This window comes from Microbacterium ureisolvens (genome assembly GCF_015278315.1).
Classification (GTDB): domain Bacteria; phylum Actinomycetota; class Actinomycetes; order Actinomycetales; family Microbacteriaceae; genus Microbacterium; species Microbacterium ureisolvens.
Genome location: NZ_JADIJE010000013.1, coordinates 49,322 through 64,316, shown reverse-complemented (window position 1 = coordinate 64,316; position 14,995 = coordinate 49,322). Strand labels below are relative to the sequence as shown.

The following is a 14,995-nucleotide window of genomic DNA, read 5'->3' as shown; positions in this document are numbered from 1 at the left end:
GGGGCCCCTTCTGCCCATTCGTCCAACGAGATCCCCACCCCCAATGCGGCCGGCTTGCGCCGTCCGCACCCGAGTGGGAATTTAGCCCTGGCCAGGGCCGCTTCACAAGTGGAGGAGGCGGATTCCGCTTTTGGAATACATCGCGCGCCCTGCTTTTCGCGGGTCGCTCGCTAGGCTGGCGCCGACCGCGTCCCCTGAGACGGCGCGGCGGGAAGACGGGTAATGCCCAACATCAGAGTCGAGCTCCTGCCCGGACGCACTGTGGATCAGCGGCGCAGATTCGCCGAGGAGGTCACGCGCGCCGCGGTCGAGGCGCTCGGCGCCCGGCAGCAGGACGTCCGCATCATGTTCGAAGAGGTCGCCGCGGACTTCGTCGCGAACGGCGGCGTGCTCGCCAGCGAGGACGCCGACCGGGCCGGTCAGGTCGCGCGCTTCCACTCTTCGACCGCCGACTGAGCAACGAGAGGGGCGGATGCCGCAGCCCGTGGCTGCGGCATCCGCCCCTCTTCGTCGATACCGGGGACCGGGGAGGGTCAGAGACCCTGGATGATCTCGCGCATCAGCGACGCGGTCTCGGACGGCGTCTTGCCGACATTGACGCCGGCGGCCTCGAGGGCCTCCTTCTTGGCCTGCGCGGTGCCGGCGGAGCCCGACACGATGGCGCCGGCGTGGCCCATGGTCTTGCCCTCGGGCGCCGTGAAGCCGGCGACATAGCCGACCACGGGCTTGGTGACGTTGGCCTTGATGAAGTCGGCCGCGCGCTCCTCGGCGTCGCCGCCGATCTCGCCGATCATGACGATCGCCTTGGTCTCGGGGTCGGCCTCGAACGCGGCGAGCGCGTCGATGTGGGTGGTGCCGATGATCGGGTCGCCGCCGATGCCGATGGCCGTCGAGAAGCCGATCTCGCGCAGCTCGTACATCATCTGGTACGTCAGCGTGCCCGACTTCGAGACGAGGCCGATCGGGCCCTTGCCGGTGATGTTGGCGGGGGTGATGCCCACCAGCGACTCGCCGGGCGTGATGATGCCGGGGCAGTTCGGGCCGATGATGCGGGTCTTGTTCCCCTTGGACTGCGCGTACGCCCACGCCTCGGCGGTGTCGCCGACGGGCACGCCCTCGGTGATCACGACGAGGAGCGGGATCTCGGCGTCGATGGCCTCGACCATCGCGCTCTTGGTGAACGCGGGCGGCACGAAGGCGATCGAGACGTCGGCGCCGGTGGCGTCGATGGCCTCCTGCACCGAGGCGAAGACGGGGAGCTCGACGGGGTTGCCGTCGGCGTCGGTGTGCAGCACCGTGGTGCCGGCCTTGCGGGCGTTCACGCCGCCGACGACCTGGGTGCCGGCCTTCAGCATGAGGGCGGTGTGCTTGGTGCCCTCACCGCCGGTGATGCCCTGGACGATGACCTTGGAGTCCTTGTTGAGGAAGATCGACATGTCTGTTCTTTTCCTAGTTCCGGATGTCGGCGGCTCAGGCGTTGGCGAGCTCGGCGGCCTTGTCGGCGCCCTCGTCCATCGTCTCGGCCAGGGTCACGAGCGGGTGGTTGGCATCGCGGAGGATCGCGCGGCCCTCCTCGACCTTGTTGCCGTCGAGGCGGACGACGAGCGGCTTCGAGGCGCTCGAGCCGAGCTCGGCGAGCGCGCCCACGATGCCCTTGGCGACCGCGTCGCACGCGGTGATGCCGCCGAAGACGTTGACGAAGACGCTCTTGACCTGCGGGTCGCCCAGGATGACGTCCAGTCCCGCGGCCATGACCTCGGCCGATGCGCCGCCGCCGATGTCGAGGAAGTTCGCCGGCTTCACGCCGCCGTGGTTCTCGCCGGCGTACGCGACGACGTCGAGGGTCGACATCACGAGGCCCGCGCCGTTGCCGATGACGCCGACCTCGCCGTCGAGCTTGACGTAGTTGAGGTCGTTGGCCTTGGCCTTCGCCTCGAGCGGGTCGGCGGCGTCCTTGTCTTCCAGCAGCGCGTGACCGGCGTGGCGGAAGTCGGCGTTCTCGTCGAGCGAGACCTTGCCGTCGAGGGCGATGACGTCGCCCTCCTCCGTGAGCACGAGCGGGTTGACCTCGACGAGCGTCGCGTCCTCGCCCGTGTAGACGTTGTAGAGCTTGACGAACACGTCGCTCACCTTGTCGACGAGGTCGGCGGAGAACCCGGCCGCCTCGGCGATCTCGACGGCCTTCTGCTTGTCGATGCCCTGCTGCGGGTCGACGGCCACGCGGGCGAGGGCCTCGGGGCGCTCGACGGCGAGCTCCTCGATCTCCATGCCGCCCTCGACGCTGCACAGCGACAGGTAGGAGCGGTTGGCGCGGTCCAGCAGCACCGAGAAGTAGTACTCCTTGTCGATGCGAGCACCCTGCGCCACCATCACGCGCTTGACGACGTGGCCCTTGATGTCGAGGCCGAGGATGGCCTTCGCCGCCTCATAGGCCTCGTCGGGGGTCTTCGCGACCTTCACACCGCCGGCCTTGCCGCGACCGCCGGTCTTCACCTGCGCCTTGACGACGACGACTCCGCCGATCTTCTCGGCCGCGGCCCGCACCTCCTCCGGCGTGTCCGCGACGATGCCGGCGAGCACCGGCACCTCGTACTTCTCGAAAAGGTCTCGTGCCTGGTACTCGTACAGATCCACAGTGATTTCCTTCGCAGGTGGCGAATGGGGGTGGGATGACGCGAAAAGCGTCTCGACGTCGAGATATCGACCAGTCCCCCAGCCTACTACCGGTCGTCGTCCGGTTCGGACCGCAGCGACGCGCCGGGCGGTTCACCGCAGCCGAACCGGCCGTCGAGCAGCCTCCCTGAGCCGGCGCAACACGGTCACCGCGCCGCCGTTGCGGGGGCCGCCGGCTGGTCCTCGTCGTCCTCGACCTCTTCACCGTGCACGCGGGGCAGCCGGGTCAGGTCGCACAGGGCGGGGCCCTCGATGCGGCTGCCGTCCGCGGTGAACCGCGACGCGTGGAGCGGGCAGTCCCACGTGAGCTCGGCGTCGTTCCACCGCAGCACACCGCCCAGGTGCGGGCACACCGCACTCACGGCGCGCGTCTGCCCGTCGACCGTCGAGATGCCGACCGGGTGCGTGCCCCGGCTCGCGACCACGCCCTCGCCCTCGGATGGCCTGCGCACCGGGGTCGGCGCGGCCTGTGCGCCGATCCAGCCCGAGGCGGCCTCCCACCCCACTCGCAGGTTCTCGACCCCGCCGCGCGCGAGGTCGGCGGGCACGGTGAAACGGGTGGCGATGACGTTCATCCAGTCGGGACGATCGCGCCGCGGCACCCTGCCGATCTCCGCCGTCAGCCGCAGCGCCGCCGCCGGCGCGTTGGACAGGCCCCACTTGGCGTATCCGGTCGCGAACCTGATGCGCCCGAGGCCCCGCGGCATCGCGCCCACGAAGGGGATGAGGTCGTGGGACTCGTAGTCCTGCGCCGACCACTGGGCGACGGGGTCCGCGCCCGGAAAGTGGTGCCGGGTCCAGGTGACGAGGTTGTCGACGGCGGCCCGCGCCGACGGCATCCGCCCCACCGGGTATCCGTTCCCCCCGACGATCAGCTGCGCCGCATCGGCCGGCCCGTCCTCCGGGGTGATCGACCGCACCGACTTCGTCGCGCCGTCGATGGAGATGTAGAGGCCCTCCGGGAGAGGCCCGTCGGTGGTGAACGCGACGCACGACGAGCGCAGACCGCGCACCTTGGCGAAGTAGAGCCCGCGGTCGATGATCGGCGTCGCGGTCGCCAGCACGATCTGATCGGCCTCGGCGTAGCCCGCTGTCGTCTCCACCGCCGCACGCGGCACGGCGTGTGCGCGGGTGACCCGCACCCCGGTGTGCAGCACCCCGCCGATGCGCAGATACTCCTTCGCGAGCGCGACGACCATCCGCTGCGGGTCGATCGCGACCTGACCGTCCAGCGCGACCGCGTCGACGATCGGGAAGGGTGACTGGGCGAGCTGGTCGGGCTCGACCCGCCGCACCGGCAGTCCCGCCTCGGTCGCCGCACGCAGCTCCGCGTCGACGCACTCTGCGCCGTCGGGCGTCCGCGCGTACGAGTACGCGGTGCGCCGCGAGTACGGCACGCCGAGCTCATCCGCGATCCCGGTGAGCCACTGCGCACCGTCGCGGTTCGCCTCGACGTAGGCCCGCGCGAGTCGCGCGGGATGATGCCGGCGCAGCGTCGAGAGCACCGACCCCTGCAGCAGTGAGAGCTTGCCGGTGTTCGAGCCCGACGCGAGCTGTCCGACCTCCCCCGCCTCGATGACGGCCACGTCGCGTCCCTCGCGCGCCAGCATCAGCGCCGTCGAGAGGCCGGTGAGCCCGGCGCCGACCACGATGACGTCGCGGCGGCGCCCGGGTTCGAAGGGCGTCCCCTCGACCGATTCGGCTTCCCTCTTCCAGATCGGCGTCATGGCCCCAGTGAAGAGGACCCGCGCAGCGGCGTCGACGCCCTTGACAGCGGTGGGCGGCGGTGCAAATTCGACGCGCGAGACGGATGCCGCGTCCCGCGGCGGTGCGGCGGACTAGGCTCTCCCCCGAGATGTCCGACACCGCCGCCGCACCGAACCCCGTCGCGGGTCAGGCCGCCTCCCGCGCGGCCGTGGTCGCCGCCGCCCTGGAGCTGTTCGCCGAGCAGGGATTCGACCAGACCTCGGTCGAGCAGATCGCGCAGGCGGCCGGGGTGTCGCGCTCGACGTTCTTCCGGCAGTTCGGCGGCAAGGACGACGTGGTGTTCACCGACCACGAGCTGCTTCTCGACCGGCTCCGCGAGTTCCTCGCGCAGCCGCATCGCGATCCGTGGGCGGCCGTGTGCGAGGCATCCCTCTTCGTCTACGGGCACTTCGCGGCCGATCCCGAGCTCGCGCGGCGACGCTATGCGGTGGTCCGCGGCGTCCCCGCGCTGCGGGATCGCGAGATCGTGACGGTGTTCCGCTACGAGCGCCTCTTCGACGAGTACCTCCGCGCGTCGCTTCCCGGACTCGACCCGCTCGACGCCGTCGGGTTCTCCGCTCTCATCACCGCGATCCACAACCATGTGCTCCGGCGGCTCATCCGCGGCCCGAAGAAGGTGCCCGTCTCGGTGCTGCGGGCAGCGCTCGACGACGCCCGCCGGCGCTTCGGCGTGCTGCCCGAGGACGAGGGCGATTCCGCTGACGATCAGGTGGTCGTGGCGGTCTTCCCGCGCGCGATGCCGACCGCCGAACTGGCGCGGAGACTGCGCGAGCACCTGGACGACTGAGTCTCGGCGCGCCGCGCGGAATTCCCTCCCAGCGCGCCCGTGCGCGGCGGTATGTTCATGCCATGAGCACCGTGGACACCTCGCCGGACACGGCAGGACAGACGCCCTGGTACACACAGGATCCCGATGCCGTGGTCGCGGCCCTGCGCAGCGATCGCGACCGCGGGCTGACCGCCGCGGACGCCGCGCAGCGGCTCGCCGAGCACGGACCGAACTCGATCGCGGCAGAGAAGCCGCCGTCGACGTGGCAGGTCGCCCTGCAGCAGCTGGCCGACCCCATGAACGTGATGCTCGTTGCCGTCGCGGTCATCAGCCTCTTCATCAACCAGGTGAGCGTCGGCATCCTCGTCGGGGCGCTCGTCGTGCTGAACATCGTGCTCGGCACCCGGCAGGAGCTCAAGGCGAAGGCATCCGTCGACGCCCTCGCGAAGATGCAGATCCCGCAGGCCAAGGTGGTGCGCGACGGCACGCTCGTGCAGGTCGACGCGACCACGCTGGTGCCGGGCGACATCGTGGCGCTGGAGGCGGGCGACATCGTGCCGGCAGATGGCCGCATCGTGCGCTCGGCGACCCTCGAGACGCAGGAGGCCGCCCTCACGGGTGAGAGCGCGCCGATCGCCAAGGACGCCGGCAGCCTGACCGATCCCGACACCACGCTGGGCGACCGCACCGACATGGTGTTCCAGAACACCCAGGTGACCCGCGGCACCGCGACGGTCGTCATCACCGACACCGGGATGCAGACGCAGATGGGTCGCATCGCGTCGATGCTGTCGGCGGTCAAGCCCGCGAAGTCGCCGCTGCAGCGCGAGCTGGACTCGCTCACCGGCGTGCTGGGCTGGATCGCGTGGGGCGCCGTCGCCATCATCATCATCACCGGGCTGCTGCGCGGCCAGGAGATCGCCTCGGTGATCCTGCTCGGCATCTCGATGGCGATCTCGGCCATCCCCACCGGCATGCCCTCGTTCGTGCAGGCGATGCTCTCGTACGGCTCCCGCCAGCTCGCCGAGCACAAGGCGGTCGTCAAGAACCTGACGGATGTCGAGACGCTCGGCGCGACGAGCGCGATCAACTCCGACAAGACCGGCACGCTCACGATGAACGAGATGACGGTCGAGTCGCTGTACTACCGCGGCGACTGGTTCTCGGTCGCCGGCAGCGGCTACGAGAAGACGGGCGAGGTGCGCCACACCGCCGGCCTGCCGGTGCCGCAGTTCACCCAGCTCGCGCTGGGGCTCACGCTCTGCTCCGATGCCACAGTGTCGGACGACGGCGTCGTCATCGGCGACCCGACGGAGGCCGCGCTCGTCGTCCTCGCCGCCAAGCTCGGCGCCGACGCGGAGCTCACCCGCGGCAAGTTCCCGCGTGTGGCGGAGGTGCCGTTCGACTCCGCGTACAAGTTCATGGCGACCTTCCACCGCATCCCGGTCGAGGGCGTCGAGACGCTCGTCGGCTACGTCAAGGGCGGCCCCGACGTGGTGCTCGACCGCTGCAGCTCGGTGTCGACGATGGAGGGGGTCGTGCCGATCGCCGACCGCCGCGACGCGATCCTCGAGGCGAACCGGTCGCTGTCGGAGCAGGGGCTGCGCGTGCTGGCGTTCGCCTTCCGGCGTTTCGACGCCGATGCCCCCGTCGCCGACGACCCGATGGCCGCGGTTGCGGACCTCACGTTCGTCGGACTCGTCGGGATCATCGACCCGCTGCGGCCGTCGTCGAAGGAGGCCGTGCGGATCGCCCGCGAGGCCGGCATCGAAGTGCGCATGATCACGGGAGACCACGCGATCACGGCCGCCGCCATCGGCGCGAAGCTGGGCCTCGGCGACGGCGCGGCCAGCGGCGCCGAGATCCAGGCGATGAGCGACGACGAGCTGAAGGCGGCGCTGCCGCGCCTGCACATGTTCGGCCGCGTCACGCCCGAGGACAAACTGCGCCTGGCCCGGCTGATGCAGGAGCAGGGCGCCGTCGTCGCGATGACCGGCGATGCCGTCAACGACGCCGCGGCGCTCAAGCAGGCCGACATCGGAGTCGCGATGGGCTCCGGCAGCGACGTCACCAAGCAGGCGGGGAAGATGATCCTCGTCGACGACAACTTCGGCACCCTGGTGACCGCGGTCCGGCTCGGGCGGTCGATCTACGAGAAGATCGTCAGTTACGTCCGCTTCCAGATGTCGCAGCTGTTCTCGCTGGTGCTGCTCTTCCTCGTCGCGAGCATCTTCGACATCAACGACGGCGTGCCGCTGACGCCGATCATGGTGCTGTTCCTCAACTTCTTCGTGGCGATCTTCCCGGTCATCGTGATCCTGCTCGACCCGGTGCCGGACGGCATCATGCTGAAGCCGCCGCGCGACCCGAAGAAGACCATCGCGAACCCCGGCGCCGTCACGCTGTGGTTCATCTACGGCGGCCTCATCTTCATCACGACCCTGGTGCCGCTGCTGATCTACCCCGACCAGCTCAGCTCCACCGAGCCGAACGTGCCGGTCACGATGGCGTTCGTCGTGTGCGCGCTCGGCTCGATCTTCGGCGGACTCGTGATGCGCCGCGACCCCGAGTCGGGCCTGGCGGCCCCGATCCTCACCGCGGTGAAGTGGCTGTCGATCCCGTTGGCGCTCACGGTCGCGGCGGTCGAGATCGGCTTCATGCAGCGTCTCATCGGCACGACGAGCCTGTCGGGCAACGAGTGGCTGACGGCGCTCGGACTGGCGCTGCTGGTGCCCGTGCTCATCGAGCTCGAGAAGTGGATCCGCCGCGCACGTCTGCGCCGCCGCGCCGCGCACGATTGAGTCCGACTCCCGCGAGAACGCGCGCCACCCGCCTCCGGATGGCGCGCGTTCTCATGTGTAGCAAGGTGAAATACGTGACATACCGCGCGGTCGGTATGCTGTATCTTCAGGCACAGCCCAGGAATCGCGAGAGGGTGGATGTCCGCACGCGGCGAACGACGCCGCCGTCACGACGAGGAGGTCGGATGAGGATCACCGGAGCAGTGCTCGAGATCTCGGGCGCGCAGCCGCCGTTCGCGCAGTCCCGCCCGTTCACCATCGGCGAGCTGGACCTCGACCCGCCGGGGCCGGGCGAACTGCTCGTGCGCATCGAGGCGGCCGGCGTGTGCCACTCCGACCTCAGCGTCGTCGACGGCAACCGGGTACGCCCCGTTCCGATGCTGCTCGGTCACGAAGCGGCGGGCATCGTGGAGCGGATCGGCGACGGCGTCGACGACCTCGCCCCGGGCGATCGCGTCGTCATGACCTTCCTGCCGCGCTGCGGCGAGTGCGACGGATGCCGCACCGACGGGCGGCTGCCGTGCGCGCCGGGCTCGGCGGCCAATGCCGCGGGCACGCTGCTCGGGAGCGGCATCCGTCTTCATCGCGACCGCGGCGGCGTCGCACAGGGGGTGCACCACCACCTCGGCGTGTCGGCGTTCGCCACGCACGCCGTGGTGAGCCGGGCCTCGGTGGTGCCGGTCGACGCCGACGTGCCCGCCGAGATCGCGGCGCTCCTCGGCTGCGCCGTCCTCACCGGCGGGGGCGCCGTCATCAACGCCGGCCGCCCTGCGCCGGGCGAACGGGTGGTGGTGGTCGGACTCGGCGGCGTGGGCATGGCCGCCCTCCTCGTCGCGGTCGCGCTCGGGCACGAGGTGATCGGCGTGGACACGGTTCCCGCGAAGCTCGATGCGGCCCGCGCCTGCGGTGCCGTCGACGCGCTGACCCCCGCCGAGGCGGTGGACCGCGGCATCCGCGCCCCCGTCGTGGTGGAGGCCGCCGGTGCGGCCCGCGCGTTCGAGACGGCGCTGGCGCTCACCGCGCCAGGCGGCACGACCGTCACGGTGGGCCTGCCCGCACCCGACGCCCTGGCGAGCGTCTCACCCCTGGTGCTCACCGCCGAAGCGCGGACCATCGTCGGCAGCTATCTGGGGTCTGCAGTGCCCAGCCGCGACATCCCGCTCTACGTCGAGCTGTGGCGCGCGGGACGCCTGCCGCTCGAGCGCCTCGTCTCGTCGCGCATCGGCCTCGAGGGGCTCGACGCCGCGATGGACCGGCTGGCCGCGGGCGGCGAGCTGCGCCAGCTGATCACGTTCGAGGCGACCACTCGCACCTGAACCGCACCACCCCTACTCAAGGAGACGACATGACCAGAACCGCCATCGTCACGGGCGCCGCGCGCGGCATCGGCGCCGCCACCGCGAAGCGGCTCGCCGCCGACGGCAACGCCGTCGCGGTGCTCGACCTCGACGAGGCGCAGTGCGCCCAGACGGTGACGGCGATCACGGATGCCGGGGGCCGGGCCCTCGCCGTCGGCGCCAACGTCGCCGACGCCGCGTCGGTCGAGCGCGCGGTGGCGCGGATCGCCGAAGAGCTCGGGGCGCCGACGATCCTGGTGAACAACGCCGGCATCATCCGCGACAACCTGCTGTTCAAGATGACCGAGGACGACTGGGATGCCGTACTCGCCGTGCACCTGCGGGGCGCGTTCCTGATGTCGCGTGCCGTGCAGGAGCACCAGGTGAAGGCGGGGTGGGGCCGCGTCGTCAACCTCTCGAGCACGTCGGCTCTCGGAAACCGCGGCCAGGCGAACTACGCCGCCGCCAAGGCGGGCATGCAGGGCTTCACCAAGACGCTCGCGATCGAACTCGGGCGATTCGGCGTGACCGCCAACGCGGTGGCGCCCGGCTTCATCGTCACCGACATGACGCGCGCCACCGCCGAGCGGCTCGGCGTCTCGTTCGAGGACTTCATCGCCCACAACGCCGCCGAGATCCCGGTCGGGCGCGCAGGCGCCCCCGACGACATCGCCGCGGCGGTGTCGTACTTCTGCTCCGAGGGCGCCGGTTTCGTCTCCGGCCAGGTGCTGTACGTCGCCGGGGGTCCGCGGGCATGAGCATCGCCGTCGACTCCCCCGCCGCTCTCACCGAGGCGATCGGCCGCACGGCCGTCGGGGACTGGTTCGCGATCGACCAGGACCGCATCCAGGCGTTCGCCGACACGACCGAGGACTGGCAGTGGATCCACCTCGACTCAGGGCGCGCGGCATCCGGCCCGTTCGGCGCCACGATCGCCCACGGCTACCTGACGCTGTCGCTCCTCCCCCGCCTCACTCAGGGGCTGCTGTCCGTGGACGGTGCCGCGATGGTGGTCAACTACGGGCTCGACAAGGTGCGCTTCCTCCAGCCGGTCACCGTCGACTCGCGGGTGCGCGCCGTGACCGAGGTCGCCTCCGCCGAGCCCACGCCGCAGGGCTACCGGGTGGGCTTGCGCACCACGGTCGAGCTCGAGGGCTCCGAACGACCCGCGCTCGTCGCCGAGACGGTCGCGCTCTTCGTGCCCCAGGCCTGAAGAAGACGACGGATGCCGCACCCCCGGCATGCCGTCATCGCGCCGGAGCGGCCCCGCCCGGCCCGGAGCGGCAGCGAGGGCGGACCGTCGGGTCCGCCCTCGCGCCGTGGGGTCCTTCGCAGCGTCAGCCGGCGGCGACGGCGATCTCGTTCGGCGTGACGTCGAGCGTCGCGGTCGAGACGATCTCGCCCGATGTCAGGTCGACGGCGTGGATGGCGTTCGCGGCGGGCTCGGTGACGTAGGCGATGTCGCCCGCCACCACGATGGCCGGGTGCGGGTCCTGCCACTCCGCGGGGCTCTCCCACGGCTCGACGACCGGGTACGCGTCGACGATCTCCGCGGTGGCGGGGTCGAACACATGGATCGACCCGTCGGCGGCGAGGATGTACGCCAGGTCCTCCGGTCCGCGGGCGATGTCGCGGAACGTGTACTCGACGCCCTCGGGCAGGTCGACGACCTCGAGCGTGCCGGCCCCGGTGTCGATCACCGTGACGGCGCCGAGGAGGTAGCCCTCGGCATCGGGATCGCTCTTGTAGTCGCCGACGACGAGCGGGCTCGTCTCGCTGACGTACGCGTTGCCCATACGACCGTAGGGCTGGTCGGGGGCGTCGAGCTTGAGGATCTCGCCGTCGCGGTACAGGAGGGCGCCGTTCTCGCAACCGAAGACGACGGCCTCGTCGGCTGCCGTCCCCTCGCCGTGCACGCCCGGGCAGGCGTCGCTCGTCGCGATCACCGCTCCCGACGCATCCTGCGCCGAGATGCCGGTGCGTCCGTCGGCGCCGCCGACCGTCGTGAGGAAGGTGCCGTCCTCGAGCACGACCGAGACGCCGTGGTGCGCATCGACCCCCGGGATCGTCTCGGTCTCGGGCAGCTCGCCGTCGGCGGCGAGCAGGGCGTCGGTGTCGAAGATCATGGTGTCGCTCGTGCCGTCGGCGTAGAGGATCGTCTTGCCGCCGTGGCGGACGACGTGGCCGGGGGTGTCGGCGGCGAAGACGAGATCGGTGAGCTCCGCCTCGTCGGTGCTGCCGGCGGCGGTGTCGAGCACCTGGAAGCCCTCGCTCATGGTGACCAGCACGTGGCGGCCGTCTCCCGATGGGTTCAGGCGCGTGAACTCCTCCGACTCGAGGTCGGCGACGGTCTCGAGGCTCTCGCCGTCGAGGACGACGATGCCGCCCTCGTACGAGACCGCGATGCGGGGGCCGGCGGTCTCCGCAGACGGCGTCGGGGCGCCGGCATCCGACCCTCCCGGTGACGACGAGCAGGCCGCGAGGGTCGCGACGGCACCGGCGGCGACGGCGATCAGGCCGGCGCGACGCAGCGTGCGTATGCGCATGTGGTGTTCCTCTTTCTCGGTGTGGGGCTCACTGCGAGAGCCCGGTGACGATGCGCCGCGTGTTCTCGCGCATCATGGTCAGGTAGTCGCCGGCGCCGCCGCCGTCGGCGGTCAGCGACTCGGTGTAGAGCTCGATCACGTCGACCTCGGTGCCCGTCTCGTTCGCGAGCGCCTGCATCAGCCGGTCCGGCGACGAGGACTCGGCGAAGATCGCCGGCACACCGTTGCCCTCGATCGCCGACACCAGATCGGCGAGGTCGGAGGCGCTGGGGGCGGCCAGCGTCGTGCCGCCGGGGATCGCCGCGCCCACGACGCGGAAGCCGAAGCGCTCGGCGAGGTAGCCGAAGACGTGGTGGTTCGTGACCAGCGTCCGGCGCTCGGCCGGGATGCCGGCGAACGCGCTCGTCATCTCGCCGTCGAGGCGCGCGAGCTCGGAGAGATACGCGTCGACGCGCGCGTCGACATCGTCCGGTTCGACTCCCGGCAGGCCCGACAGCCTCGGCCGCAGCGCCTCCACGACGGCGACCATGCGCGCCGGATCGGTCCAGAAGTGCGGGTCGGGCGTGCCTGCGGCATCGCCCTCGGCGTAGGTGAGCGCGTCGATCGCGTCCCCGGCGGCGAAGGCTGCGTCACCGTCGGCGGCGGCCGCGTCGAGGTGCTGCTGCAGCCCTTCCTCCAGGCCCAGCCCGTTGGAGACGAGCAGGTCGGCGGCACGAAGACGCGCGGCTTCCCGCGCCGAGATCTCGAACGAGTGGGGGTCTGCGTTCGGACGCATGAGCGTCATCACCTCGACGTCCTCGCCCACGAGCTGGTCCACGACGTCGCCGAGGATGTTGGTCGACACGACGACGAGGGGGCGCTCGGCGTCCGCCGGCGAGCACGCGGCGAGGACGGATGCCGCCACCGCCGCCGTCGCGAGCGCTGCGAGAGCTCGACGCCGGATGCGGCTCATCGACCGTCCGCGGCTCATCGGCCCGTCTCCGCGAGGAATGCCGGGGTGGTCGGCGGCGAGAACACGCGGGCGATGCGGGCGCCGTCGGCGAAGTCGATCTCGTAGAGCGCGCGCTCGGCCGGCGCATTGAGGTAGGCGCGGTGCTGATCGGCGACGAGAGTCGGGGCTCCGGCATCGATCGCGAGCGACTCGGCGACGAGCGGCTCGGTCTGCGCGATGGTCTGCCCGCTCGCCCCGTCGATCGCGAGCACGCGCCCGTCGGCGCCGAGCGCCAGCACGTGCTGGGCCTTGTCGTCGACCGCGGTGGCCTGCACGATCGGCCGGTCGACGGCGAGCAGGGTCCACGCGCGCTCGCGCGTGTCGAGCAGCCAGACGTGGCGGTCACCCGCGACGGCCGCCACCGTCGGGCGGCCGTCGCGGCCGGCGAAGTCGGTCGCACGCGGCGCGGCGGCCCCGGTCGGATAGGCCACGCGCTCGATCTCGACGCCGCCGTCCACGACGGTCGCGAGCAGTGCACCGTCCGCGCAGCCGATGACCGCGCCCACGCGCGTCGTGATGGTGCCTCGCGCTTCCGCGCACGCGGCAGTGCGGCCGGGCACCGGCATCCCGTCCTCGTCCACGACGCTGACGGATGCCGCGACTCCGTCGCGCGGCTCGGTGACGAGCGCGAACGACCCGATCGGCACGACCATGCCGTCGTGCGGCGCGGTCTCGAGGCGGAACCGCTCGACGAGCTCCCCCTGCGACAGCGCCCGGGTGTCCAGGAGCACGGCCTCGCCGCTGCCGGCGAAGAAGACGCCGGTGCCGCCGGTTGTCGACGACAGCGTCGTCGCCACCGTCGCCGCACCTCGGCCGGCGACTTCACCGAGCAGAGCCGGCTCGGCCAGGTAGTAGTGGAAGTGGTCGACGTGGTCCCACGTCCAGCGCCCGCTGTCGATGACCGACATCCCCTCGGCCAAGTCCGCGAAGACGTAGCGGCCATCCGTCGCCGTGCGCTCCGGCGCGGGCACCGACCCGAGCTCGGTTTCGGTCTCGTCGAGGAGGTCGAGCTGGCGGACACCGCCCTCGGGGTCGATGGTCAGCAGCGCAAGCTGCGGCTCGCTGACCTCGGCGGCGTCGGCGACGGCGCCGTGATCGTCGGATGCCGGGGCCGCGGCCGGCGGCTCCGCCACGGGCTGCGCGCATCCGGTCAGGGCGAGCACCGCCCCTGCGAGCAGGGCGGCGGTGAGGGAGCGGTGGGGCACGGTTGCTGTTCCTTCGGAATGGGGCGGGTGGCGCGGAGCCGTGGAAGAGGTCAGGGGTGCGTCGGGCGCAGAGCGGTGGATGTCACGACGGTGCGGATCCAGGCGACGCGCACCGCCCACGAGATGCCGGCCAGGAGGACCGCGGTCAGCGCGATCGAGGCGCCGGCGGCCGTGCCGGCGTACCACGAGGCGAGCAGCCCGACGAGCACGGCCGCCACGCCGAAGCCGCAGGCGAGCGCCATCGTCGGCAGCACGCGCGTCGCCCAGCGAGAGGCCGCGACCGCCGGGGCGATCAGCAGTCCCACGACGAGCAGCGAGCCGACGGCCTGGTACGAGGCGACCACGGCGAGCGTGACGAGGCCGACCAGAGCCGCCTGCGCGACCCGTGGCCGCAGGCCGAGCACGGCCGCGACCCGCGCGTCGACCGCGAGCGCCACGAGCGACCGGTGGGCCAGCGCTGCGACGGCGAGACCGACCGCCGTCGCGCCGGCGAGCACCGCGAGATCCTCCGCCGAGATCGCCAGGATGTCGCCGAAGAGGATGGCCGTGGCATCCGTCGCGAAGCTTCCCGCGTGCGAGATCACGATCACGCCGGCGGCCAGCATCGCGACGAAGAGCATGCCGATGCTCGTGTCGTACGACAGTCGGCCACGCCGCTGGAGGGCTCCGATGCCGAGGCTCATCGCGACGGCGCTGAGGCCGGCGCCGAGCACGACGGGCACTCCCAGCACCGTCGCCACCGCGACGCCGGGAAGCATGCCGTGGCCCAGCGCCTCGCCGAGGAACGCCATGCCGCGCGTCACGACCCACGTGCCGACGACGCCGCAGAGCACGGCGACAAGACAGCCGCCCAGCAGCGCGCGCTGCACGAACTCGAGGGCGAAGGGTTCGGTGAGGAGGGTCACG

General features: G+C 71.7%; 13 protein-coding genes. 6 read left to right on the top strand and 7 right to left on the bottom strand.

Annotated elements, in window-relative coordinates; genetic code table 11:
• Positions 1-222: 222 nt before the first annotated feature.
• Positions 223-456, top strand: coding sequence for a tautomerase family protein (locus tag IM767_RS17445; protein ID WP_109210989.1), 234 nt, complete (start codon positions 223-225; stop codon positions 454-456).
• 77 nt (positions 457-533) lie between these two features.
• Here IM767_RS17445 and sucD read toward each other — a convergent pair whose 3' ends face one another.
• The 3 genes from sucD to IM767_RS17430 all read right to left on the bottom strand — a co-directional run bounded on the left by sucD (position 534) and on the right by IM767_RS17430 (position 4,400).
• Entirely contained in the window at positions 534-1,436 is a 903-nt protein-coding gene (sucD, locus tag IM767_RS17440; protein WP_109210990.1) for a succinate--CoA ligase subunit alpha, read from the bottom strand.
• 34 nt (positions 1,437-1,470) lie between these two features.
• Complete coding sequence (gene sucC / locus IM767_RS17435) at positions 1,471-2,634, bottom strand: ADP-forming succinate--CoA ligase subunit beta (RefSeq protein WP_109210991.1); 1,164 nt, start codon at positions 2,632-2,634, stop codon at positions 1,471-1,473.
• A gap of 185 nt (positions 2,635-2,819) precedes the next feature.
• Complete coding sequence (locus IM767_RS17430) at positions 2,820-4,400, bottom strand: FAD-dependent oxidoreductase (protein WP_109210992.1); 1,581 nt, start codon at positions 4,398-4,400, stop codon at positions 2,820-2,822.
• A gap of 128 nt (positions 4,401-4,528) precedes the next feature.
• On the opposite strand from IM767_RS17430, the gene IM767_RS17425 reads away from it, so the two are divergent.
• From IM767_RS17425 to IM767_RS17405, 5 genes are all read left to right on the top strand, one after another.
• The gene (locus IM767_RS17425) at positions 4,529-5,227 is read left to right on the top strand and encodes a TetR family transcriptional regulator (RefSeq protein WP_109210993.1); all 699 of its coding nucleotides are present in this window, start codon (positions 4,529-4,531) and stop codon (positions 5,225-5,227) included.
• 62 nt (positions 5,228-5,289) lie between these two features.
• Positions 5,290-8,010 (top strand): cation-translocating P-type ATPase, encoded by a 2,721-nt coding sequence (locus IM767_RS17420; protein WP_109210994.1) that lies wholly within the window; start codon positions 5,290-5,292, stop codon positions 8,008-8,010.
• Between the two features lie 185 nt (positions 8,011-8,195).
• Positions 8,196-9,326 (top strand): alcohol dehydrogenase catalytic domain-containing protein, encoded by a 1,131-nt coding sequence (locus IM767_RS17415; protein WP_109210995.1) that lies wholly within the window; start codon positions 8,196-8,198, stop codon positions 9,324-9,326.
• Positions 9,327-9,355: 29 nt separating this feature from the next.
• Entirely contained in the window at positions 9,356-10,105 is a 750-nt protein-coding gene (locus IM767_RS17410) for an SDR family oxidoreductase (protein ID WP_109210996.1), read from the top strand.
• Entirely contained in the window at positions 10,102-10,560 is a 459-nt protein-coding gene (locus IM767_RS17405; protein ID WP_109210997.1) for a MaoC family dehydratase, read from the top strand. Before IM767_RS17410 ends, IM767_RS17405 begins: the two co-directional genes overlap by 4 nt.
• A 124-nt stretch (positions 10,561-10,684) precedes the next feature.
• On the opposite strand, the gene aztD is transcribed toward IM767_RS17405, so the two are convergent.
• From aztD to aztB, 4 genes are read right to left on the bottom strand one after another with little or no spacing between them, the layout of a single operon-like run.
• A complete protein-coding gene (gene aztD, locus IM767_RS17400; RefSeq protein ID WP_109210998.1) occupies positions 10,685-11,893 on the bottom strand; it encodes a zinc metallochaperone AztD in 1,209 nt (402 codons plus the stop codon).
• A gap of 28 nt (positions 11,894-11,921) precedes the next feature.
• On the bottom strand, positions 11,922-12,863 hold the full coding sequence (gene aztC, locus IM767_RS17395; RefSeq protein ID WP_239453377.1) for a zinc ABC transporter substrate-binding protein AztC: 942 nt from the start codon (positions 12,861-12,863) through the stop codon (positions 11,922-11,924).
• Positions 12,860-14,089: an ABC transporter gene (locus tag IM767_RS17390; protein WP_109210999.1), complete on the bottom strand. Its 1,230-nt coding sequence runs from the start codon at positions 14,087-14,089 to the stop codon at positions 12,860-12,862. The genes aztC and IM767_RS17390 overlap by 4 nt, the downstream gene beginning before the upstream one ends.
• A gap of 50 nt (positions 14,090-14,139) precedes the next feature.
• The gene (gene aztB, locus IM767_RS17385) at positions 14,140-14,994 is read right to left on the bottom strand and encodes a zinc ABC transporter permease AztB (RefSeq protein WP_109211000.1); all 855 of its coding nucleotides are present in this window, start codon (positions 14,992-14,994) and stop codon (positions 14,140-14,142) included.
• Position 14,995: the final 1 nt, after the last annotated feature.